At 58.2% G+C, this 22,793-nt stretch carries 20 protein-coding genes; 7 read left to right on the top strand and 13 right to left on the bottom strand.

Annotated features, from left to right (window positions below; translation table 11 throughout):
* The first annotated feature begins 39 nt into the window (after positions 1–39).
* Positions 40–1,407 carry an asparagine--tRNA ligase gene (gene asnS / locus PVA48_RS06765; RefSeq protein ID WP_180971069.1) on the top strand — a complete coding sequence of 456 codons (1,368 nt, stop codon included), beginning with the start codon at positions 40–42 and terminating at the stop codon, positions 1,405–1,407.
* 170 nt (positions 1,408–1,577) lie between these two features.
* On the opposite strand, the gene PVA48_RS06770 is transcribed toward asnS, so the two are convergent.
* Together PVA48_RS06770 and PVA48_RS06775 are read right to left on the bottom strand one after the other, a co-directional pair.
* A complete protein-coding gene (locus PVA48_RS06770) occupies positions 1,578–2,321 on the bottom strand; it encodes a PEP-CTERM sorting domain-containing protein (protein ID WP_022396325.1) in 744 nt (247 codons plus the stop codon).
* Positions 2,322–2,686: 365 nt separating this feature from the next.
* Positions 2,687–5,824, bottom strand: a complete 3,138-nt coding sequence (locus PVA48_RS06775; protein WP_423232427.1) for an autotransporter outer membrane beta-barrel domain-containing protein — start codon at positions 5,822–5,824, stop codon at positions 2,687–2,689.
* 529 nt (positions 5,825–6,353) lie between these two features.
* On the opposite strand from PVA48_RS06775, the gene PVA48_RS06780 reads away from it, so the two are divergent.
* On the top strand, positions 6,354–7,319 hold the full coding sequence (locus PVA48_RS06780) for a hypothetical protein (RefSeq protein WP_022396323.1): 966 nt from the start codon (positions 6,354–6,356) through the stop codon (positions 7,317–7,319).
* Between the two features lie 46 nt (positions 7,320–7,365).
* Here the strand turns inward: PVA48_RS06780 and PVA48_RS06785 are convergent, their stop codons facing one another.
* The 10 genes from PVA48_RS06785 to kdsA form a co-directional block, all read right to left on the bottom strand.
* Positions 7,366–8,325 (bottom strand): ATP-dependent helicase, encoded by a 960-nt coding sequence (locus PVA48_RS06785; RefSeq protein WP_423232428.1) that lies wholly within the window; start codon positions 8,323–8,325, stop codon positions 7,366–7,368.
* Positions 8,256–9,374 (bottom strand): ATP-dependent helicase, encoded by a 1,119-nt coding sequence (locus PVA48_RS06790; protein ID WP_423232429.1) that lies wholly within the window; start codon positions 9,372–9,374, stop codon positions 8,256–8,258. Before PVA48_RS06790 ends, PVA48_RS06785 begins: the two co-directional genes overlap by 70 nt.
* An 83-nt stretch (positions 9,375–9,457) precedes the next feature.
* Positions 9,458–10,417: an OmpA family protein gene (locus PVA48_RS06795; RefSeq protein ID WP_423232430.1), complete on the bottom strand. Its 960-nt coding sequence runs from the start codon at positions 10,415–10,417 to the stop codon at positions 9,458–9,460.
* 59 nt (positions 10,418–10,476) lie between these two features.
* Positions 10,477–10,776, bottom strand: coding sequence for a hypothetical protein (locus PVA48_RS06800; RefSeq protein WP_423232431.1), 300 nt, complete (start codon positions 10,774–10,776; stop codon positions 10,477–10,479).
* A 24-nt stretch (positions 10,777–10,800) separates the two neighbouring features.
* Positions 10,801–12,183, bottom strand: coding sequence for a UDP-N-acetylmuramate:L-alanyl-gamma-D-glutamyl-meso-diaminopimelate ligase (gene mpl / locus PVA48_RS06805; protein ID WP_022396320.1), 1,383 nt, complete (start codon positions 12,181–12,183; stop codon positions 10,801–10,803).
* A 27-nt stretch (positions 12,184–12,210) separates the two neighbouring features.
* Positions 12,211–13,095 carry a haloacid dehalogenase-like hydrolase gene (locus tag PVA48_RS06810; RefSeq protein ID WP_102721540.1) on the bottom strand — a complete coding sequence of 295 codons (885 nt, stop codon included), beginning with the start codon at positions 13,093–13,095 and terminating at the stop codon, positions 12,211–12,213.
* A gap of 20 nt (positions 13,096–13,115) precedes the next feature.
* Positions 13,116–13,838: an LPS export ABC transporter ATP-binding protein gene (lptB, locus tag PVA48_RS06815; RefSeq protein WP_218957701.1), complete on the bottom strand. Its 723-nt coding sequence runs from the start codon at positions 13,836–13,838 to the stop codon at positions 13,116–13,118.
* 19 nt (positions 13,839–13,857) lie between these two features.
* Positions 13,858–14,826: an LptA/OstA family protein gene (locus PVA48_RS06820; protein ID WP_022396317.1), complete on the bottom strand. Its 969-nt coding sequence runs from the start codon at positions 14,824–14,826 to the stop codon at positions 13,858–13,860.
* An 11-nt stretch (positions 14,827–14,837) separates the two neighbouring features.
* Positions 14,838–15,317, bottom strand: coding sequence for an LPS export ABC transporter periplasmic protein LptC (locus tag PVA48_RS06825; protein ID WP_022396316.1), 480 nt, complete (start codon positions 15,315–15,317; stop codon positions 14,838–14,840).
* Positions 15,314–16,129: a 3-deoxy-8-phosphooctulonate synthase gene (gene kdsA / locus PVA48_RS06830; RefSeq protein ID WP_022396315.1), complete on the bottom strand. Its 816-nt coding sequence runs from the start codon at positions 16,127–16,129 to the stop codon at positions 15,314–15,316. The genes PVA48_RS06825 and kdsA overlap by 4 nt, the downstream gene beginning before the upstream one ends.
* A gap of 323 nt (positions 16,130–16,452) precedes the next feature.
* Here kdsA and PVA48_RS06835 point away from each other — a divergent pair, with 323 nt between their 5' ends.
* Positions 16,453–17,178 carry a sirohydrochlorin chelatase gene (locus tag PVA48_RS06835; protein ID WP_102727963.1) on the top strand — a complete coding sequence of 242 codons (726 nt, stop codon included), beginning with the start codon at positions 16,453–16,455 and terminating at the stop codon, positions 17,176–17,178.
* 80 nt (positions 17,179–17,258) lie between these two features.
* On the opposite strand, the gene PVA48_RS06840 is transcribed toward PVA48_RS06835, so the two are convergent.
* Positions 17,259–18,692, bottom strand: a complete 1,434-nt coding sequence (locus PVA48_RS06840) for an MATE family efflux transporter (protein WP_215451182.1) — start codon at positions 18,690–18,692, stop codon at positions 17,259–17,261.
* Positions 18,693–18,968: 276 nt separating this feature from the next.
* Between PVA48_RS06840 and rpsB the strand changes: the two genes are divergently transcribed.
* The 4 genes from rpsB (at position 18,969) to PVA48_RS06860 (ending at position 22,084) form a co-directional block, all read left to right on the top strand.
* On the top strand, positions 18,969–19,664 hold the full coding sequence (gene rpsB, locus PVA48_RS06845) for a 30S ribosomal protein S2 (protein WP_102721700.1): 696 nt from the start codon (positions 18,969–18,971) through the stop codon (positions 19,662–19,664).
* 30 nt (positions 19,665–19,694) lie between these two features.
* Positions 19,695–20,567: a translation elongation factor Ts gene (gene tsf, locus PVA48_RS06850; RefSeq protein ID WP_102727625.1), complete on the top strand. Its 873-nt coding sequence runs from the start codon at positions 19,695–19,697 to the stop codon at positions 20,565–20,567.
* A 97-nt stretch (positions 20,568–20,664) separates the two neighbouring features.
* The gene (locus PVA48_RS06855; protein WP_102749379.1) at positions 20,665–21,090 is read left to right on the top strand and encodes a hypothetical protein; all 426 of its coding nucleotides are present in this window, start codon (positions 20,665–20,667) and stop codon (positions 21,088–21,090) included.
* Between the two features lie 229 nt (positions 21,091–21,319).
* Positions 21,320–22,084 (top strand): ATP-binding cassette domain-containing protein, encoded by a 765-nt coding sequence (locus tag PVA48_RS06860; protein ID WP_423232432.1) that lies wholly within the window; start codon positions 21,320–21,322, stop codon positions 22,082–22,084.
* Positions 22,085–22,793: the final 709 nt, after the last annotated feature.

A 22,793-nucleotide genomic window follows, 5' to 3' on the forward strand; every position in this document is an offset into this window, starting at 1 on the left:
GCTGGCATGGGAAAGGCGCTGTATTATACTTGCGCCATGATCAGCAGAACATTGGTGAAATATGCTTTGAACAGTGAGGCGGAAATGCCGGACGTACTGATTCAGGGCTGGGTGCGTACGCGCCGTGATTCCAAGGCTTTTTCCTTTCTGGAAGTAAATGACGGTTCTTCCGTGGCTTCCCTCCAGGTGGTGGCGGATGCAGGCATTCCCGGTTATGAACGGATTGGGGAAATGACCACGGGCTCCGCCGTGAGCGTTCGCGGGGCTCTGGTTGCCGGACAGGGCAGGCAGCGATGGGAACTGCGCGCTGCCTCCCTGGAGCTGGTGGGGACCGCTCCGGATTCCTACCCTTTGCAGAAAAAGGGGCATACGCCGGAATTCCTGCGTTCCATCGCCCATCTGCGCCCCCGCACCAACCTGTTTGGCGCCGTGTTCCGCATGCGTAGCAGGCTGGCCTATGCCATCCACCGGTTTTTCCAGGAGAGGGACTTTTCCTGGGTCAGCACGCCCATTATTACCGCCAGCGACTGCGAGGGCGCCGGTGAAATGTTCCGTGTGACGACGCTGGACGTGGGCGACGCCGCCTCCCGTGACGCAGCCCTGGATTTCTTCGGCAAGGCGGCCTACCTCACCGTGAGCGGACAGCTTGAAGGGGAGGCGTTCGCATGCGCACTGAGCAATATTTATACCTTCGGCCCCACTTTCCGGGCGGAGAACTCCAATACCACGCGCCATGCGGCGGAATTCTGGATGGTGGAGCCTGAAATGGCCTTCTGCGACCTGTACGGAGACATGGACATGGCGGAAGCGTTCGTCCGCTTCCTGGTCGGCGACGCCCTGGAGAACAGCGCGGAAGAGGTGGAATTCCTGACCCGCTTTGTGGACAAGGGACTGCGGGAACGCCTGGAGCATGTGAAGGAAACGCCGTTTGTGCGCTGTTCCTATACGGAAGCCGTGGATATTCTGCTCAAGAGCGGGAAAACGTTTGATTACCCCGTTTCCTGGGGCATCAACCTCCAGAGCGAGCACGAACGCTTCCTGACGGAAGAGCATTTCAAATGCCCGGTCATCGTTTACAATTACCCGAAGGAGATCAAGCCTTTCTACATGCGTCTGAACGAAGACGGCAGGACCGTTACCGCCATGGACGTGCTGGTGCCCGGCATCGGGGAAATCGTAGGGGGAAGCCAGCGTGAGGAACGGCTGGACATTCTGGAGGAAAACATGCGCCGCATGGGCATGAATGAGGAAGCCTACCGCTGGTATGCGGATCTGCGCCGCTACGGCACGGTTCCGCACGCCGGATTCGGAGCCGGGTTTGAACGCCTGCTGATGTTCGTGACCGGAGTGACGAACATACGCGACGTACTGCCCTTTGCCCGCACGCCGCGCAACTGCGAGTTCTGACCTGCGCGGGGAAGCTTCCGTTTTTCCGTTCGGGGCGGCGTTGCGCGGCCCCGGAGCGGCCGCGTTGGCGAATGGGGAAATGCTTGTGAAAATTGACCCCGCCGGCAAAAGAAAACCCCGGCTTTCCCTTTGGGGAGCAAGCCGGGGTAAAATCGGTGCTGGGGCGGAGACTACTGTCTCTTTCTTCTTAACAGCAGGGAGCCCAGTCCCAGCAGGCTCAGCGTGGCCGTTGCGGGTTCCGGAACGGTTTCATAGTTGATCAGTACCTTGGTGACGCCGTTTTCCGTGACCTGCGTCACGGTCGCCTGTACCTGGGAGTTGCTGGCGATGTTCAGGCCGCTCAGGTCCAGATTGAGGTTGCCTCCCTGCTGGGCGGATTTGATGGAAGCCAGTTCAATCGTTCCGCTTCCGGAAAGGCTGTTCATATCCAGCGTGCCGGTGAAGGTGACGGTTTTTCCGTTGGTCCAGAAGTTGGTGAGGTCCGTAGCGGTCCAGGAACCGTGTTCCGCCGCCGTAAAGGTGCCGAAATCCAGCGTAAAGTCACGGCCCAGTCCAAAGGCGTTGCTGGATTCAAATACCAGATGGGAATTGCCTTCCAGGGTAAAGGAATTGACGTTGAGATCCCCTATCGTAGTCGTGCAGACCAGGGTGCTTCCGGACCCTACCTGGACCGTATTGGTGGCGCCGAAGAAGGATTGCGCGGTGGACCAGGTAACAGTTCCGGCGTTTTCCCCGATGATGGCGTTGTCATTGGTGCTGTGCTGCGGGAAGTAGCCGTTCGGCGCGCCGTCCACCGTCCAGTTGTTGGAATCTCCATAGATCCCGTTTCCTGCCGCTCCGCTCCAGACATAGGTGGCAGCCTGGGAAATCCCGGCGGATAGGCAGCATAAAATGCAGAATGTAGATAATCTCATGCTCAACAGATACTTTAACAGAGACACGGATAACGGATTTCCAATCCGGCGTCAATGCAAATGTTTGAAGGAGGAACACATCAGGCAAACATATCTTTACTACAACTTAAACGGAAAAGAGGGCACGAGCATTTAATTAATTCATAATTCATTTATTGTAAAATATTTATTTTTTAATAAACCGGGAATCGGATTGGAAATCCGTGCAGACGTCATTCCTTTATTCGGAGATGCCGTTTTTAAAAGAAAAGATTTAATGTGCGGCAGGAGACAGTGGCTGAAACATACGGAAAACCCTTTCCCGCACAGGGCGGGAAAGGGCCTACCATAACCAAGTAAAAGCATGCGCTGAAGCGCCGTCCTACTTAGAACGTATAGCTGATGGCTCCGTTGATTCCATGGGAGGTCAGCTTGTTGCGGGTCTCGAACTGATAGCAGACCCGTGCTCCCCAATTGCTGGAGAAGAGCACGTCAATGCCGGCATTCAGGCGGAATGCGGTGCGACCGACGTTGACGCCGCGCACGTTCCAGGCTCCCAGGGGTCCGCTGACGTTGGACTTGGGATTCATGCGGCTCACATCCTGCGCCGCGGCCACCGTCAAGGCCGGGGTGATGGTGGTGCCGCCGTCCGTCTGGTAGGCGCGGGCGATGGTCACGCCCAACGGAATGGTCCAGTTCTGGGCGCGGGCGTGGTCAAAGGAGCGGCCGTAAGGTCCGCTTTCCGAGAAGCCCTTGAGTTCGGTGGTCATGAATTCGATACCCGTGTAAGGCGTTACGAAGGCCTTGCCGAGTGCGAAGTGTTCCGTCCAGGTGGCGTACAGGCCGCCGCTGAAGGAGTCCGCATTTTCATTGCCGTTGGCGGCGGTTCCCATGATGTAGGAATTGCCCTTGAACTTGGAGCGTCCGTAGGCGCCGTAGCCGTCCAGCGTGAACTTGCTTTCCCTGAAGGGATGCATGCGGCCGTAGATCATGGCCATGAAGGAATCCACGTCGTAGTCGGAGCCGAATCCGCTCTTGTCCTTGATGTCGCCGAAGCTCTGGCCCACTGCAATGCCAATCAGGGAACCCTGGGCAGCCTTGTAGTCAATACCCACGGCATAGCCGCCTGCATTGTACTTGTAGCCGGAGATGCCTCCGCGGGCGTCCTGGTCATCCCAGTTGCCCATGCCGCCTACCCAGATGTTGCCGTTGCCCTTGGCGATCGTCTTGCGGGCGATCGGGGAGCCCTTGGCGTCCACCACTTCAATGGTGTCTTCCGTCTGGCGGGCCATGGAGGCGGCGGACTGGATGCGTCCCAGGTCGGCAAAGCTCCTCAGCGTCCGGCTGGCGGCCCACGCGAAGTTCATCACGTTTTCACCGCTGACGGACTGAATCATGTTGGCAGCTTCGTTCGGGTCCGTCACGCGCAGCAGGGTTTCATAGAACTGGGCGGCGGGAGAACCGGCGGCCACGTTCAGGCGGTTGCTTTCCAGAGCGGCCGCTACGGTGTAAACGTTGCCGTTGTAGCCGGACATGGGACCGTCAATGCCCCTCATGTTCTGGGTGATGGTGGTGGTGCCTTCCGTCGTTCCCGGAGCCATGGTGGTGGTCAGGAACAGGTTGTTCAGCAGGCGTCCGGAAATGTCCGTGCCGTTCAGCGTGACGTTCACGCTTTCCGTGCCCTTCTTCAGCTGGGCGATTGGGACGGGATTGCCGGTGGCGTCGGATACCTGGATGCCCACGCGGGAATTATCCGTGAAGGTGGCCGGGGTGCCGAAGTCAAGCACGGAGCCGTCGCTCAGGAGCAGGGTGGAATCGCCTCCGAAGGAGGCGGAAGCCCCCTTCATGGTGGAATTCTGCGCCAGGGTCACCTGGCCCGTCCGGATGTCGTAAACCGTATCGTCCGTGCCCATTACGGCGGCGCCGATGGACTGGAGGGGGCCGACTTTTCCGGTAGCGGCGTCCACGGTTCCAAAGGTGGCGTGGCCAATGATCAGGTTGCCTTCAAGCTGCTGGTAGGTGCCTCCGAACGTGTCGGTGGCTCCGCCGCCGCCGTAGACGAGGGTGCCCGTGCCGGTCTTCGTCATGACGGTCTGGTCAGCGGCCAGAGGGGCGGCGTCAGCCGTGGGGGCCGCGGGAGCCGCGGTGTCAATGCCGTCATTGATGAAGGTGTAGGCGGTGCCGTCCGTATAAACGTTGATCTGGGTGTTCTGGCCCGCATGCACGGAACCGAGGACGCCGTTGGACGTGTTGCCGGAAAGAACTGCGCCGGAACCGATGTACAGGGTCTGGCCGTCGGCCAGGTTGATGGCGGCCTTGCCGGCGTTGGTGGCGGTGTTGCCCACGACCTGGGTGCCGTCTCCGATGGAGATCTGGCCTCCCGCAGTGATGATGCCGTCAGCGGCGGTATTGCCGGTGATCACGCTGTTGGTGCCGATGGCAATATTGTCATCCGCCGTCAGGGTGGAATTCCCCTTGACGGTGGTGTTGTTGCCCAGGGTGACGCTGCCTTCGATGGTGTCCAGCTTTTCCGTGCCCACAACCGTATTCCAGTTGCCGTCGTCATTGCTGTAAACCGTCTTGTTCAGGTCGACGGATTCCGCGGAAACGGTGGTGCCGTTCAGAACGGTGTTGTCTCCCAGGGAAACATTGCCGCCTACAGTCTTGATGGTGATGGATCCGGCCGTGGTTTCACCAAGGACGATGCCGCCGGAAATGCTGTCATCCATGGAATCGATGACGGTTTTGCTGTTCTGGTTGTTGGCCGCGTCAAACTGTTCCGTGGTCACGGTGCCGATCCCGGCCGTGGAGGTCACGTCTCCGTTCAGCGTAACTTTGGCCGCCGGATCACTGACGATCTGGCCGGTAGCCGTCACGGTATCCTGCATGGTGACGTTGTTGCCCAGGACCACGGCCTGCTCGTTGGAATTGCTGTAGGTGTCGTAGGTCGTCCTGGTATAGGCCTCACCTGCCGGGGGCGTGGAGGGGTCCACCGTGTGAGCCGCCTGGCCGGTAACGGTGACGGCTTTTTCCATGGAAACGTTGTCGCCGATGCCTACCTGTCCGTTCGTGGAAGTGACGGTGGCGCCTACCGTCTTGGGATTGGCGGCGTCATTCGTTCCTTCGATGGCAATGTTCCTGCCGTCAATGGTGGTGGTGTCCGTGGCGTTCGTGACTACGATGTCATTGTCGCTTCCCAGGGGTTCGCTCAGTGTGATGTCGTTGAAGCTGACCTGTCCATTAACCAGATCATAATTGAAATTAACCAGTTTGCCGCTGGGGTCCGCCATTTGGACGGTAACGTTGCCCGTTCCGGAGATGGCGTTCAACTGGGCCCGTTGTTCCTGGGTCAGTGTGATGTTATCGGAGCCTGCCGGCACGGTGATAGTGATGGTTGACGCTTCATTCGAGGCGGCAGCCTGGTTCCAGGCCGTCACGAATGAATCGGCGCTGTTGGCCGCATAGTTAGCTGCCGTAGCAACGGAGAAACTGCCAAGGCAAGCGATAACTGCTGCCAGCAGCATATGTGGGAGTCTTAATTTCATGCTTTTTTATTTGTTTAATGATTAGGTGGTTATGCGTTCGTGACAATCACGGCGCCCGAGGTTTTAGATGATTCTCGTTCCGGGCTGTTCAGTGGGATGACATGGGAAGGTTTGATGGAGATGGGAATGAAAATGATTCAGGATAAGATGGTTGCGGCTATTGTCTGGCGGTCTTTGTCATGACAGGGTTTTTAAACCTGGAGCCGGAAAGGAATTCCAGAAAGCTTCCAGTAAATTCATTTTCCTGAGAAGAAAAAATATCTCATTGATGGTGAGGGATGTATGATGTTTTCTGGGTCCTCTTTTATTTTGCTGTTTCCTTCCCGGAATAATGGCCGTGAAAATGGTTCAAATATAAATAAGAAAATTTGTTTCCGGCTGTGGTGGCAGTTTGGATGCTCCGTTCCGCCTCTGCAAGAATGGAGCTTTCCGAACAGGGATGTGCCCAAAGCTGTGCAATCAGGCGAATTTTATTGACTGCCAACGGTCGGCAGCCTATTACCGGGGAATGACTACCCGATTGTTTACGGTCCTCGCGGCCGTGTTGCTGCCGCTTGCCCCGGCGCAGGAGGCCGATGTGCCGCACCAGCCGCGCGTGTGGACCAATACCGCCGGCAAAACCATCACGGCGGCTTTTGTCCGCTTCAACGCCGCCGGCAGGAAAGTTTCCCTTAAATTGGAGAAAGGCCGACAGGTGGAACTGCCTCTGGCAAGCTTGTCCGGGAACGACGTGGACTGGATCAAGGAGCATGTTCCGGAAGCCATGAGCAACCAGGAGCGCATGCAGCGGCATACGGAAGGAAGGCTGGGGAAGATCACTAAAATCCCCGCTACGGATTCCTATCCGGAAGCCTTTGTCTATTATCCATCCACGCTGAAGGCGGAAACTCCGCCTCCCGTCATCATTCTGTTTAATTCCGTAGGCAATGGACAGCACATGGTCCAGAAATTCCGGAAGGCCTGCGAGGCCAACGGATGGGTGGCCCTGGGATTGACGACGTTTAAAAATTCGGAGTCCAAGGAACATGAAGCCGGACTGGGCAAGCTGTGGACTTCCACGAACGGGAGTTTGGAGAGAATGGCCTTTTTTGATGCGGACCGCATGTACATGGGCGGCATTTCAGGCGGAGCGTCCCGTGCCTTTACATATAGTGAGCGCAGGATTCCGCCCGTCCGCCCGTGGAAGGGGATTGTATCCATGGGCGGCTGGCTGGGAGGGAAGGACCGCCTCACGTGCCCCACGCGCATGGCGGTGGCTATTATCAATGGAGACAAGGACGGAGGAGCCAACAGTGCCGTCAGCCATGACGTCAAGGTTCTCAAAAGAAGGCAGTGCGCCATCAAGGAATTTCCCTTTCCGGGAAAGCATGAAATGCCGCCGGACGAGAATTTGGTGGAAGTCCTCAAATGGATGGAGGAGGTGTCACCCCAGACCTCCGCGCAGCGTCTTCCCTCCCCGGCGGAAAAGGATTAAAGACCCAGTGCGCCCCGCATTTACCGCAGGAAGGGGGACAGGCTTCTTATTCTACCGCCCACTCCTCCACCAGGCTGGCCGGGAATTCATCCAGAAAGCGGGAGGGCATCTGCATGAAGGTTCCTCCCTGCGCGCGGCAGTTCCAGCGGGGGTAGGTCAGGTAAAGCTGGTCTTTGGCGCGGGTGATGCCCACGTAGAAGAGGCGGCGTTCCTCCTCAAGACCCGCCAGGTCTCCGTCGTCAATCACCCGCTGGTGCGGGAACATGCCGTCGCACAGGCCGATCAGGAAGACGACGGACCATTCCAGCCCCTTGGCCTGGTGGATGGTGGACAGGGTGACGGCGCCTCCGGAGAGGTCTGCCGCCGCGCTTTCATCATCCGTATTGCCCAGCAGGGAAAGCTGGGAGAGGAAATCCTCCGTGGATTCAAAGCGTTCGGAGAATCCGGCCAGGTGCAGGAGGTCCTGCCTGCGCTGGTCGTAATTCTCAAAGGCGGCCTGCATGTACTCGTCATACACGGCTTCATTGATGGAAATGAGCATGGAGGCCGGCCCGGCGATTTTTCCGGCTGGGGCCAGTTCATCCAGCGTGTAGCAGAGCTGCGTCCAGGCCGTTTTGGACTTGGCCGGGACCGGAAAATCCAGCATCAGGGCGGAGAAGGATTCCGGCGGCGTTTCCAGCCGGCTTTCCGGGCAGGCGGCCCAGCGTATCCAGAGCTTCTGGGCCATGCCGGGACCGATGCCGGGCAGCAGCATCACCATGCGGCGGAAGGAGAGTTCATCCCTGGGATTGACCACAAAGCGCATGAACGCCACCACGTCCTTGATATGGGCCTGTTCAAAAAACCTGATGCCGCTGGTGATGCGGAAGGGGATTTCCCCGCGGGTCAGTTCCATCTGCAATTCCATGCTGTGGAAGTGTGCGCGGTAGAGCACGGCTATTTCATTGGGGTCCGTGCCTTCTTCAATGAGGTCCCGGATGCGCTGGGCGACAAATTTGGCCTGCATCCTGTCGTCGTTGAGCGGAACGAGGGCCGGGGGCATTTCCCCGGTAGGCCGCACGGAGCGGAGCCTTTTTCAATCTGCACCTCGTTGGCGGCGATGGCCGCGTTGGAGAGCTCCAGAATTTCCGGCACGCTGCGGTAGTTGGTCTCTATCTTGAAGGTCTTTGCCGCCGGGTAGCGGGTAGTGAAGCTGAGGATGTTCTCCATGTCCGCCCCCCGCCAGGAATAAATGCTCTGGGCGTCGTCCCCCACTACCATGAGCTGGCCGTGTTCCCGGGACAGCAGGTCGATGAAGCGGCTCTGGAGGTAGTTGGTGTCCTGGTATTCGTCCACTAGGATGTGCTGGAAGCGGGAGCCGTACAGGGCGCGCAGATGCTCCTGTTCCTGGAAAAGCCTCACGACGTTGAGCAGCAGGTCGTCAAAGTCCATGCTATTGGTTTCCTGCTTGCGGGCCACGTATTGTTCATGCACGTCCAGGATGGCGTCCAGGTGGTTGGAGAGGTACGGATAGGCGTTTTCCAGCGTTTCCTGGATATTGGCGCCCTCATTGTCCGCCAGGCTGAACAGGGAGGAAAGGACTTCCGGTTTGGGGAAGCGGGTGGATTTCTCATCCAGTTTGAGGGACTTGACCACGCTTTTAATCATGGATTTGCGGTCGTCGGAATCCATGATCGTGAAAGCCGGAGTATAGCCCAGGTATTCCGCGTGCTGGCGCAGGATGCGGTTGGCAATGGAATGAAACGTGCCGCTCCACAGGCGGGACAGGTCCAGGGGAATCAGGGAGCGAACCCGTTCCGTCATTTCACGCGCCGCCTTGTTGGTGAAGGTCAGCAGCAGGATGTTCCACGGGTCCGTGCCGTGGTCCAGGAGCCACGCCACGCGGTAGGTCAGCGTGCGCGTTTTTCCCGAACCGGCCCCTGCAATGACGAGCGCCGGCCCCGGTTCCGAAGAAACGGCTGCATACTGTTCTTCATTAAGGGCCGTGCGGTAGTCGATTCCGGAGATGGGCGCGGCTGGCGCGGCATCCTGCTTGATGACGTAACGGCGGGCCATGCGTTTCAGTTAATAGTTAATAGAGAATAGTTAATGGGATTGGTTGAAAAACTTTTCTCTCCACTCTCCACTCTAATCACTCTTTAAAAGTCCAGGTACATTTCCGCGCGGCGGTTTTCCTTGCGGGCTTCATCACGCGTTCCTTCGTCCGCCGTGGGGGAGTAGGTGCGGCGCGGTTGTGATTTGCCGAATCCCTTCGTGACGATTCTTTCCGCAGGAACGCCGAACTGGACGAGCTGGGCCTTCACGGCCGCCGCCCGGCGTTCGGAGAGGCCCTGGTTGTAGCGTTCACTCCCCACATCGTCCGTGTGGCCGCTGATTTCCAGCTTCTTGCCGCTATCCGTCTTGATGGCCTCCGCCACAATCTGGAGCTGGCGTTCGGAACGCTTGGACAGAGAATCTTCATTGAAACCGAAGAACAGGGCCAGGGAATCGCCCCCCTGCGGATTCTTCACGATGGGGATGAAAATGTCGTCTCCGGCCCCCTGCCGTTTCGTGTAGGCTTCCAGCATGTTGTCCAGGGAGGCTTCCGCAATCAGCCATTGTTCATCCTTCTTGGCTACGGTCAGGCCCACGTTGCCGGCTTTCCTGCCCTGGGCGTCCTGCAGGTGGACGAAAAAGCCCGCATTGGTGGGCGCTTCATAGGCGGTTTTGATGGGAGCGTCCTCCCGGAGGCGGAAGGCGCCTTCTTCAAACAGGATGCACAGCCCGGCCACGGTGGCGTCCTGCACCTTGGTTCCGTCCACGAATTTCCGTGCCGTGCGGAAGTCCGCCTTGGCAACGGCGTCCATGAAGGAGCTGACGATGCCCATGGGATCGTTCATGGCCATGGGGGCGGCCTTGTCCTTGGCCAGGTCCTGCTTGCTGGGCAGCGTAAGGGTGTCCAGTGTCCACTGCTGCTTGTCATTGCGCTTCATGTCCAGGTAGCCGCGCGCGCCGCTGCTGAAGTTGAGCGTGTATCTGGCCGTGGGGTTGGCCCCCTGGTTATTTGCGCCGATGCTGGTGATGCCGGGGGTGGAAAGGCGCACATGGCGCGCTTCCATGAGTTCCCGGATGATGCGGCCCTGGGCCTCCGTGACGGCCTGCTGGATTTCCAGGGATTTCAGGGTGTCCGCGTCCCGGTCCTGAATAACCTTGGCAATCGCCTGCGCCAGCGTCTGGGGGAGCTGAGGTTGACCAGGGAGGACGGCGTGGCCGTCTGCCGGCTGATGTCTTCCTTGGTGAGCGGGTCCACGGTGGGCTGGGGCGTCACCGTCTGGCGCGGAGGAACTTCCGTTTGCGCCGCGGGTTCAGCGGGGGCGGGCTCCTCCTCCCGGTTTCCCAGGAACAGGAAGACCAGAGCCAGGCTGCCCACGACCAGGAAGCTGATGATGAAGGCGGTGATGGTGGATGCGTTTTTCATTGGAGGTGAATGTATGAAAAAGGGTCAGGCGTTCAAGGCTTCCAGCAATTTGGCGTGAATGCCGTCAAAACCGCCGTTGCTCATTACCAGAATAACGTCTCCCGGCTGGGCTTTCTTGCAGACGGCGGAGACGATTTCCTGCGCCTGTCCGCCGATCAGGGCGTCCTTGCCCAGCGCGGAGAGATCATTGGAGAGTTTGGTGAGGTCCAGGCGTTCCTCCAGGGCCACCTTGTCCGGATGGTCCACGGCGGCCACCACGGGGAAATCCGCCGTAGCGAGGGATAACGCCAGTTCATTCTGGAAGATGTTTCTGCGCGTGGTGTTGGAGCGCGGCTCAAAAATGGCCCAGATGCGTGATCCCGGGTAGCGCTGGCGCAGGCCCAGGATGGCCTGCTTGATGGCCGTGGGGTGGTGGGCGAAGTCGTCCACCACGGAAATGCCGTTGACCACGCCCTTTACTTCCTGGCGGCGGGCCACGCCTTCAAAGCGGCCCATGGAGTCCGCCAGCTGCTTGACGTTCAGCCCCGCAAATTGTGCGGCGGCAATCGCCATGGCGGCGTTGCGGATGTTGAATTCCCCGATCATCGGCACATAGTAGCGGGTGCCTTCCAGCGTGAAATGGCTGCCGTCCGTGGAGGTTTCCACGTCCAGGATGCGAATGTTGGAAGAGTCGGAAAAGCCCAGCGTCTTGACGGGGCAGGGGGCCCCCTTCACCACGTCCAGGCAGTTGGGATCGTCCGCGTTCACCAGCGCCAGGCCGTTGCGGGGAATGATCTGGGTCAGGCGGCGGAAGCTCAGCTTGATTTCCTCCAGGGAATTGTAAATGTCCGCGTGGTCGAACTCAATGTTGTTGATGACCACCAGTTCCGGCAGGTAATGCAGGAATTTGGAGCGTTTGTCGAAAAACGCCGTGTCGTATTCGTCCCCCTCCAGCACGGAGAAATCGGAATCCGTAAAACGGCCGCCGCGGCCCAGATTGCGGGCGATGCCGCCGATCATGAAGCTGGGGTTCAGCCCGGAGTCCTCCATCAGCCACGCCAGCATGGACGTGGTGGTGGTTTTGCCGTGGGTGCCGGTCACCACGTAGTTGCGCTTGCCGCGCAGGAAGTATTCCTTCATCGTCTCCGGCAGGGAGAGGTAGCGCAGGCGCCGCTGGAGCACGGCTTCCACCTCCTCATTGCCGCGGCTCATGGCGTTGCCGATGACGATGACGTCCGCGTCCGCGGGGATGTTGGAGGCCTTGTAGCCTTCAAACAGGGTGATGCCCTCCTCCTCCAGGAAGGTGGACATGGGGGGGTAAACGTTGGCGTCTGAGCCGGTGACGGTAAAGCCGCGGCGGGCCATGGCGGCGGCTACCGCGCCCATGGCGGTTCCGCAGATGCCGAGGAAATGAAAATGGCTGTTCATGACGGGGGAGAGGAATGGAGCAGGTTTTTATTTGGAAAAGGTGGGGGCCGCAATGCAGGAATCCGCCAGGGCGCGGTCACGGCGGCGCACGATGCCGTTGGCGATGTCCGTCACCATGCCGGACAGCAGGCGGGTAAGGTGGCTGCCGGGCGTGTAATCCGCCGGGGCGATGAAGTTCACGCGGTCGGAATTGGAGGCCAGGTTATAGCACTTGCGGAAGCTGCGGCCCGTTTCGTCCTCCGGATTGTACACGGCCACGGCGTGGCCGCCGTTCCTGCGCATGACGGTGAAGCAGGGCACGTCCGTGGGGCCGTCGCCGATGTAGATCATGTTGGCGAAGGGAATCGGGCGCATGTCCTCCGGCATGTGGTCGTTCACGTCCTGGTCGTAATCCAGCATGCCCTTGTTGATGCGGAAGAGGTACTGGGTCTTCGTGGTGTGGGAAATGACCCTCTTGGGAAAGTTGATGTAGCCGTTCTCCTCGCTGAACTCGCACCCGAACACGGCCTTGAAATAGGGGCGCAGGGCAGAGCCGTCAATCAGGGCTTTCAGGCCGGAGGAAATGATGTAGTATTCAATGTTGATGCCCAGGTCCGTATGAAGGGAGGACAGGGTCATGGACGGGAAGGCGTCAAAGAAATCCGGCAGGCCGGGGTAAAAGGTGAGGCGTTCCCCAAGCTGGGTGAGCCGGGCATTGCTGACGCGGTCCAGGGAGAGGGCGTCCAGCAAGCTTTTCATGTAAATCAGTTCCCCGTCCCAGCCTTCCCGTTCCCCGGTGGCGTTGCACCTGGTCCAGAACTCCTGCGGGGAGATGCCGAATTCCGGAAAAATGGCCTGATCCTGCATGTAGAAGGGGCTCAGGGTCTGGTCATAGTCGAACACCAGGGCGATCGTATTCTGCGGAGAGGACATGGGAGGGGCGGAAAGTGGCGTTACATGCGGAACTGGTCGCCCAGATACTGCTTGCGGGCGATGGGGTCGTTGGCGATTTCCTCGGAAGTGCCGTGCTTGATGACCTTCCCTTCAAACAGGATGTAGGCGCGGTCCACGATGTGCAGGGTTTCCCGCACGTTGTGGTCCGTAATCAGGATGGAAAGGCCGTCCGTATCGCGCAGCTCCATGACGATCTTCTGGATGTCTGAAACGGCGATGGGGTCCACGCCGCTGAACGGTTCGTCCAGCATCAGCAGTTTGGGGCTGGTGGCGAGGGCGCGGGCGATGGTCAGCCGCCTCTTTTCCCCGCCGGAAAGCTGGATGGCCATGGAGCGGCGCAGCTTGGTGATGCCGAAGCGGTCCATCAGCTCCACGGCGCGGTCCTTCTGCTGGCGGGAGGTCATGTCCTTGCGGGTCTGGAGAATGGCCAGGAGGTTGTCCTCCACGGAAAGCTTGCGGAAGATGGACTCCTCCTGCGGCAGGTAGCCCATGCCGCGCCTGGCGCGCAGGTTCATCGGCAGTTCCGTGATATTCTCGCCCGCAAAAATCACGCGGCCTTCGTCCGGGCGCACGAGCCCCGCCACCATGTAGAAGGAGGTGGTTTTTCCCGCGCCGTTCGGCCCCAGCAGGCCTACGATCTCGCCATGGCCCACCGTCAGGCTGACCTGGTCCACGACGGTCCGCGTTTTATAGGTTTTGCAGATGCCTTCGGCTCTCAGCAGATGGGTGGATAGGGGGAGCTCACGGCTTGCGGTTGGTTTTCTGTTTGTCCCGGTCGGAAAGCTTCTTGTCTACGTGGCGGAACGTGGTCTTGGTGCCGCGGCTGCTGTACATATTCCCGTTCGAGTACACGCGGATGAAGGCGTCCTTGTTCGGATTCTTGATGATGGCGTCCGGCGTAATAATCACCGGGGAGCCTGTCAGGATGATTTCCCCGGTTTTGGCGTTATAGGTGATCTTGTCCGCCTGGGCGTTGCTGGTTTCCCCCTCCTTGTTGGTATAGCTGGCTTTCACGTTGCCGGAGGCTGCGACCGTTTTAATGGAGTTATAGTCAAAATTGCCGCCGTTGGGGAGGGCCACCTGGGGCTTCTCCCCTTCTTTTTCCTTTTCCTTCTCTTTTTCCTGCTTGCGTTCGGAGGGCTTCTTGTCGCCCGGCTTCTTCGGCACGAACTCCGCATAAATTTTCAGGTGGTCCGCACAGTCCATGGAAAGATTGGGGTTGCGCACCCGGACGTTTTTCATGAACACCAGCACGCCTTCTTCCATGTCGAAGTACAGGTCCCCGTCACAATCTACGGAGTACAGGTTGTTTGAGGAATTGGCGCGCATGAAGTTCTCTTCCGGATTGGGCGCAGCGGGAGCGGTGTCCGCAGCCGGGGCGGCGGCATTGCCGGTGACCTGGTGCTGCTGGCGGAATTCCTGAATCTGCCCGTCAACGGTCTTTTCCTTCACGTTGTACGCTTCAATCGCCTTCTCACCGTCTTCCTTCAGGCCCGCGGTCGGAACGGGGGCCAGTTCCCGTTCCCTCCGGGCGGTTTCCTCCGCCGTCAGGGGACGCACGATGCCGGAGGGGGGAGCCAGGGGCGGCTCCAGGCGTGGATCCAGTTCCTTGGGCAAAGGCTGTACGATATGGGCGGGAACGCCGTCAGTGGCGCCGCAGGCAAGACCTCCGGTCAGGGCGAGCAGCAGCAGGGAGGAAAGTTTTTTCATAAAAGGAATGGTTACTTGTTGCGTTGATCCATGCGGATGGTGGTTTGAACGGGGCCAAGGATGATGCCCCTCTTGATATTGGTATCCATGTAAAGGCCGGTGCCCCTGGCGGAAAAGTTCTCTTCCTTGAGGGTGGTCTCCGTATGGGAGACGACCAGTTTTTTGTCCAGAAAGTAGGAGGCAGCCTTCGTGAAAAGATGGGAGGTCTGGTTGTTCTTCCCGTACAGGTACACGTTCAGGATGCTGGCGGCAATTTCCTGCGGGGCGGCTACGGTCACGCTTGAAGCGGTCAGCAGCATGGAAAGGCGCGGCCCTTCATACCGTGACAGGCTGACTTTGGGGAGCACCTGGCCTACGGGCAGAAGCTCCAGCATGGGCAATTTCTTGTCTACGCCGGCGAAGGGCGTGGCTGCGGGCAGGGTGGTATCCGCCTGCGCCGCCATGCCATGCATGGCAATTACCAGAAAGCATGTGAACGGTAACTTCATCATGACTGAACCGCCTGATGGATGGACTGAAGGCGTTTCAGCACGCCTTCAAGCAGGTGGAGGGGGATTTGGTTGGGCCCGTCGGAAAGAGCCTTGGACGGATCCTTGTGCACCTCCATGAACACGCCGTCAATGCTGCCGGTCGCCATGGCGGCGGACGCCAGCACGGGAGCCAGTTCGCTGTCTCCGCCCGTGGTTCCGCCCAGGCCTCCGGGCCTCTGGACTGCGTGGGTGGCGTCAAACACGACGGGGAAGCCTTCCTGTTTCATCCAGTACAGGGAGCGCATGTCCACCACCAGGTTATTGTAGCCGAAGGAGGTGCCGCGCTCGCACATCATGAACTCGTCACAGCCGAAGGCGCGCATCTTTTCCCCGATGTTCACAGTATCCCACGGAGCCAGGAACTGGCCCTTCTTGATGTTCACGGGACGGCCGCTCTTGGCGCAGGCTTCCAGAAGATCTGTCTGGCGGCACAGGAAGGCGGGAATCTGGAGCAGGTCCACGTATTCAGCGGCAATCTCCGCTTCCCGGGCCGTATGCACGTCCGTAACGACGGGCAGTTCCAGCTCTTTGCCGATTTCCGACAGGATGCGGCAGCCTTCCCGTACGCCGGGTCCGCGGAAGGACGTGATGGAAGTTCTGTTCGCCTTGTCGTAGGAGGCCTTGAAAATCAGCGGGATGTCCAGGTTTTCCGCAATGGACTTGATGGAGCGGGCCATCTCCCAGACGAAGGATTCGCATTCCAGAGAGCAGGGGCCCAGGAGGTAGAACGGCCGCGGGCCGCCGATTTCAACGGATTGAATGTAAAACGACATAAAACAAAACCTGTATGTCCTTATATCATGACGGTTTCAAGCCCTCCGGTCAAGCCGCTATCCTGCCTCCGCCGGGAGATTCGGCAAGAGGGGACCATTTTCTCCGGACCCTTTCTTTAGAAAGTTCATAAGAAAATGAAAATCAGCGGAATAAAAGAATTTTCCTGCCGTATTGCGGAGAATGGGAGGCCATGGAGGGAAAAGGCGGTTATGGTATTGCCGGAATCCGGCGTTTCTGTTACAAACGGCAGGCATGCACCGTCCCTGCGTCTGCAAGTGGGGAAGATGCTGAACGCCGCCTTCCCTCTGGGGTCTCACTTCACATGCCCAAAAAAATTTACAAGCTATGCGTCTCCTATGATGAGGCGGGGGCCGAACTCCGGCAGCATCTGGCGGATCGCATCAAGCTGCTGGGCATGGACGGCGCTCCCGTCTGGCAGGCTTCCTTCCGGGACATGCAGGCGGACGACCTGCCTCCGGGCGACGGGGTGGTTCAGATTTATCCAGTCTTCATGCAGAGCGGCTGGACGGTGACGGAAGCGCTGCCGGAACAATTGAGCGCCATGTATGCGGAACGCGGCGTGTCTCCGGAATTCGAATTCAAGCCGGTGTGGGGAGCTGGGGAAGACGTGATGCCCTTCCTGACCGTCCGCGACGCCCTCGGGAAAGAGCTGGGGCCGGGAACGTCCCTGCTGGTGGTGGCCCATGGAGTAGTGGGAAAGGACCTTCCTCCGGAGCCGTTCGCCTTTTTACAGAAACTGCGGACCTTTTTATGGCCGCAGGAAACGGATATGGCCCTGGCCTATTTCGGCGCTTCCCCCTCCGTGGAGGAAGTATTTCCACGTTTGAAGGGAAACAGGGTGGTAGTGCTTCCGTTCCTGATTGGGGAGGGAAAGCACATGAGGGAGGACATGCCTTCTCCGGAATTGGCGGAGAAGTGGGGCAAGGAACTGGAAATATTGCCTCCCCTGGGCGCGTTTTATTTGCAGAAGGCGCGGGAATACTGGGGAAGGGAACGTTCCGGGATTTCCGCGAAGACCCGTGATTGACCCCTGGGGCGCTCCATGACGGTTTCCCTTTCCTCCGGGGTGAGATACCGGTTCCGGTGCGGGGCGAATGCCAGCCGCAATCACGCGGCCTGCCGGACGGCTCCCGGCTCTTCCTCACGGCAGGGAGGGAAGCCCTGCTTCATGGACCGCGCCAGCTTTCTGCTGGTGAAGTAATAGGCGATGGCGAGAGGCACGCAGGAGCCGATCCAGGCGGCGGGGCTCGCCATGCTGGCTCCGGTGAAGCCCAGGCAGCGGGCCAGCACGATGGCGGCCAGGGCGCGCATGCACAGCTCCATGACGCCCGCGAAGGTGGGCACGATGCTCTGGCCCAGCCCTTGCAGCGTGTAGCGGAAGACAAAGAGGAGCGCCAGCACCCAGTACATGGAGGCATTGATGTTCAGGTAGGTCTGGGCCAGGCTGACGACTTCCTTCTCCCCGTCTCCCACGAACAGCCGGATCAGTTCCGGTCCCCAGGCAATATTGGCGGCGGCTACGGCGATGCTGAACCCCACGGACATCAGGTTGCACTGGAGAACGCCCCGGCGGATGCGCTCCAGATTCCTGGCTCCGTAATTCTGGGCCACGTACGTAGCCATCGTGATGCCGAAGGACATCATGGGCAGCGTCGCCACCATGTCGATTTTCTGGGCCGCGCTGAAAGCCGCTACTGACTGCGCTCCCAGCCGGTTGAGGGCAAACTGCACCAGAATGGCGCCAATGGCGATGATGGATGCCTGGAACCCCATGGGAAGGGCCACGCGGATATGCGCCCAGAGGTAGCGGCGGCTCATGTTCCAGTCCGCCCTGGTCAGCCGGAGAATGGGAAACCTTTTAAAAACGTAGGCGGTGCAGCAGAGGCCCGCAACCAGTTGGGAGGCTACGGTGGCGACGGCAGCCCCCGCGGGTCCCATGCCGAACCGCAGGATCAGCGCCAGGTCCAGCGCAATGTTCAGTACGCAGGCCAGAACCAGGAAATAGAGGGGCGTCCGGCTGTCCCCGAGGGCGCGGAGAACGTTGGAGAGGAGGTTGAACAGCATGGCTGCGCCGATGCCCCAGGAAATGACGATGATGTAGGCGTGGGCCGCCTCCAGGATTTCCGGAGGAGTTTGCAGCAGTTCCAGAACGGGACGAGCGAAGGCGACGCTGACGGCGGTCAGCAGGACGGTCATGATGGAACTCAGGACGATGCAGACGGCAAAGCTGCGCCGCACCGCCCGCCTGCGGCCCGCTCCAAAGCGCTGGGCCGTGATGATAGCCAGCCCCGCCGTGAATCCGATGACGAAGCCGAGGATGAAAAACATCAGGCCGCCTGTGCAGCCCACGGCGGCCAGGGCTTCCACGCCCAGCGTGCGGCCCACGATCAGGGTGTCCGCCATGTTGTAAAACTGCTGGAACAGGTTGCCGATCAGCAGGGGAATGGTAAACAGGAAAATCAATTTGGCGGGATTGCCGCTTGTCAGGGTCTTGGTCATCCGGAACGCCCGCATGGAACGCCTCTTCCATGTTTTTTCCAAGACTGTTTTGCGGCATGTTCCTGTTTTTTATACGATAAGTATCAGGCAGGGGATGAAAGCCGCTGCGGAGGCGCTCCTCCGGCGGGATGCCGCGGATGGCGGAATGGTTGCGTAAATCAATGATTTATGCTTTGACAAGAAGGGCATCGTGAAGTATATTATTTGTCCCTCGCGTGATTCGGCGCAACCTGAACAATGGGGATCGGAGGGGTAGAAAGCGTCGAAGTCCCTAAAAACCGCTTTTCCTGCCGCAAGGAAAGCCACCTACATACATATATGATTAATGATCTGATTAACCAGATGGTTGAAGCCGGTGTTCATTTGGGCCACCAGACCCGCAAATGGCACCCCAGCATGAAGAAGTACCTTCTCAAGGACAAGGCCGGTATCCATATCATCAACCTTGAAGAAACGGAAAAATGCCTGGACAAGGCTTGCTCCTTCCTGGCCGATCTGGCACGCCGCAACAAGAAGATCCTCTTCGTCGGCTGCAAGCGCCAGGCCCAGGAAGCCGTCCGCGAAGCCGCGGAAGCCACTGGTCAGTACTACGTCAACCATCGCTGGCTGGGCGGCATGCTCACCAACATGAGCACGATCCGCAAGAGCATCGAACGCCTTTCCTACCTTGAAGGGATTGAAAAGACCCCGGAATTCAAGAGCATGTCCAAGAAGGAACTGGCCGCTCTGGACCGCGAACGCCAGAAGCTGGAACGCAACCTTCAGGGCATCCGCAACATGGGCGGCGCTCCGGACGCCATGGTAGCCATCGGCGCCGATCATGAAGACATCGCCATCCGCGAAGCCCACCGTCTGAACATTCCCGTCTGCGTTCTGGTTGACACCAACGCCGACCCGAAGGAAATCGATTTCCCGATTCCCGGCAACGACGACGCCGTCCGTTCCATCCGTCTGGTCCTTGACTGCATTGTCAAGGCCATCAACGAAGGCAAGGGCGCTCCCGCCGAAGCCTAAACCAACCCATTTAGAAAGAACAGAAACACTATGGCAGAAATTACTGCAGCTCTCGTCAAGGCCCTCCGCGACAAAACGGACGCCGGCATGATGGATTGCAAGAAAGCCCTCAACGAATGCAACGGCGACATGGAAGCCGCTGTGAAGTATCTTCGCGAAAAGGGCATTGCCAAGGCTGCCGCCAAGGCTGACCGCGATGCCAAGGAAGGCGTGATCCGCGCCGCCGTGGCTCCCTGCGGCTGCTCCGGCATCATCCTTGAACTCAACTGTGAAACGGACTTCTGCGCCAAGGGCGACAAGTTCCAGGGCCTGGTGAACGATGTTGCCAAGGCTCTCATGGATTCCAAGGCCTCCACGCTGGAGGAAGCCCTCCAGGTTGCCATGCCCGAAGGCACTACGGAAGAATACATCAAGGCCATGTGCAGCTCCATCGGTGAAAACATGGCTCTGCGCAAGTTCGCCCGCCTCACGGTGGACGGCTCCGGCGCTGTGGTCTCCTACATCCACATGGGCGGCAAGGTTGGCGTTCTGCTGTCTATCAAGGCCGGCAAGGAAGAAACCGTCAAGTCTGACGCGTTCAAGGCTCTTGCCAAGGACCTGACCCTGCACATTGCCGCCGCCGCTCCCAAGAGCGTCAGCTCCGACAGCCTGGACCCCGCCTTCGTGGCTGAGGAACAGGAAATCGCCAAGCAGCAGCTCATCCAGGAAGGCAAGCCCGAACACCTGCTGGAAAAGATTCTTCCCGGCAAGCTGAAGGCCCTGTACGCCCAGTCCTGCCTGCTGAACCAGGGATTTGTTAAGGATCCCAACGTCACGGTGGACGCCCTGCTCAAGCAGGTCGGCAAGGAACTCGGCGATGACGTCTCCGTCGTCTCCTTCGTCCGCTACCAGCTCGGCGCGTAAGCTCCGCGGCAGCATCAATCTCAGGAGCCGTTCCCTTCGCGGGGAACGGCTCTTTTTTGCTTGAGATGGATCCATTAAAGATTTATTCATAAACCATATGCATGGAGAAACCGGGAGTCCGGATATGGGTCATCAAAATGTGCGGGGAAGAAAAGATCCGGTCCTGCTGCTGATTATTGCCTCCACCGTGGTAGCTGGTTTCTGGAGCGCTCTTGTGTTGAGGAATGTCTTTGGCCTTGTGTGGGGGCCTTGGTATTTCCTTGCGGTGTTGTGGTTCTTCAAAAAGACCAATAGACGGTGGAAATGGGAAACAACTTCTTTTGTTGTTATCGGCCTCGTGTGTTACTATGAACTCTTTTGGTCCCGGGTGACTCCGGAAGATATGCGCGATGCCCAGTCGGGGCTGATTTTCATTTTTGGTCCGGTTTTTTCCGGAATAGCGGCTCTCCTTGGAGATGCCGGGGCAGCTCTTCTTTCCTTCCTTGTCCGTTCATCCTGCGGCAAAGATGAGAAGGAGAAGTAAAGTTGTTTTCGGTAGAAGGGCATCTATTGGTACAGGACGCGGCGGTAGTAAAAACAGACTAGATTTTTCCTGCGTATTTTTCAGGCCGGCCCCAGTGTTTTTTGGGGAAGGCATGAATGGGAGATGCGCGTGGATGTCTTGATATTGGCGGAGCTGGCACGGTTGGGGTCTTGTTTTGCCTCAGGAGGCTTGTTAGAGTGATGGTATGGCTTTTCTGGAACTGGATCATGTGAGCGTTGTCTTTCCTGCGGTGCAGGGGCTGCTCTCCTCCCGCAAACCGGCGTCTGTGGTGGCGGTGGACGGGGTGTCCCTGTCCGTGGAGAAAGGAGAAATCCTTGGGCTGGTAGGGGAGTCCGGCTGTGGCAAGTCCACTCTGTCCCGCACGGTGATGCTGCTCCAGAAGCCTACGGAGGGACGCATTTTTCTGGAAGGAGAGGAACTGACGGCTCTTTCCGCCTCCGAGGTCAGGAAGCGCCGTCCGGATTTTCAAATGATTTTCCAGGACCCCTACGCTTCCCTGAATCCCCGTTTCACGGTGTATGCGACGTTGAAGGAGGCGTTGGAATGCCGCAGCCGCAAAAAATCTTTCTCACAGATGAGGGACGAGGTGGCGGAACTGATGGAAAGGGTGGGCCTGAATCCCTCCCTGATGCGCAAGTATCCCCATGAATTTTCCGGAGGCCAGCGCCAGCGCGTAGCCATCGCGCGTGCCTTGGCTCCGGAACCCCGGCTGGTCATTGCGGATGAACCCGTTTCTGCGCTGGACGTCTCCATCCAGTCCCAGATTTTGAACCTTCTCATCGCTCTGGCCCGCGACTTGAACCTGACCATGATCTTCATTTCCCATGATTTGTCCGTGGTTCATTACATTGCGGACCGTATTGCCGTGATGCGCAAGGGCCGCATCGTGGAATACGGGGAGGCGGACGAAGTTTTTTCCTCCCCCTCCCACGAGTACACCCAGGCGTTGCTTGCCGCAGTGCCGCGGCTGTAGGTGAATGGAAGAAAAAAGAAGGGGGGAGGGATTCCTGTCAATGAATATGCTCGTTCCATCTATCTCCTTTCCAACAATCAGCAAAAGGGAAGTGCTCAGACTGTCCTGCATCACCAAATGGCAGATAAAGAAAGTTCGGTGTAGTCATAAAATCCTGGTCAGTAATTTGAGAATTTTACATTACTCTCATTTCCATTCGTCATTAGGTAATAAGGCATATTCTTTTTTAACCAGAATATCATGACAATTAAAGGTTAAAATGGTTAAGTGGGGATTGGGTCATATTTCCACTACTATAATGATATGTCCGGTCCAGCGTTATTGTTTTGGAAAAAACGGGAATGTTGCATGGGTTCCAAAGGTATGCTGATGCCAATTATTTTTAGAATGGAATGGAGGATTTTATTGTATTTAGGCCTGTAATAATGGTCGCCGTAAAATTGTTCAGGATAGATGATGCGGTCCGTAAATTCGACATGGAATTCTAAAGTTATTTTAATTTCATATCCGCATATTTGACTCATGTCTGAAAGTCGTTTGTTGATTTCGTTGATATTTTTGTCTGTAACCAGTATGTCTGACCAGTATTCTTCTAATACAAATTTACAAAAAACCTTCGGAAAGTTGTATCTTTTCGAACGTTTTAAAGACATTAAATCTCGAATTGATAATATTATTAAAATATCAATATAATTTTAAAGAAACGGAA

This window comes from Akkermansia sp. JRP_AM1 (assembly GCF_049262625.1).
In the GTDB taxonomy this organism is placed as follows: Bacteria; Verrucomicrobiota; Verrucomicrobiia; order Verrucomicrobiales; family Akkermansiaceae; genus Akkermansia; species Akkermansia massiliensis.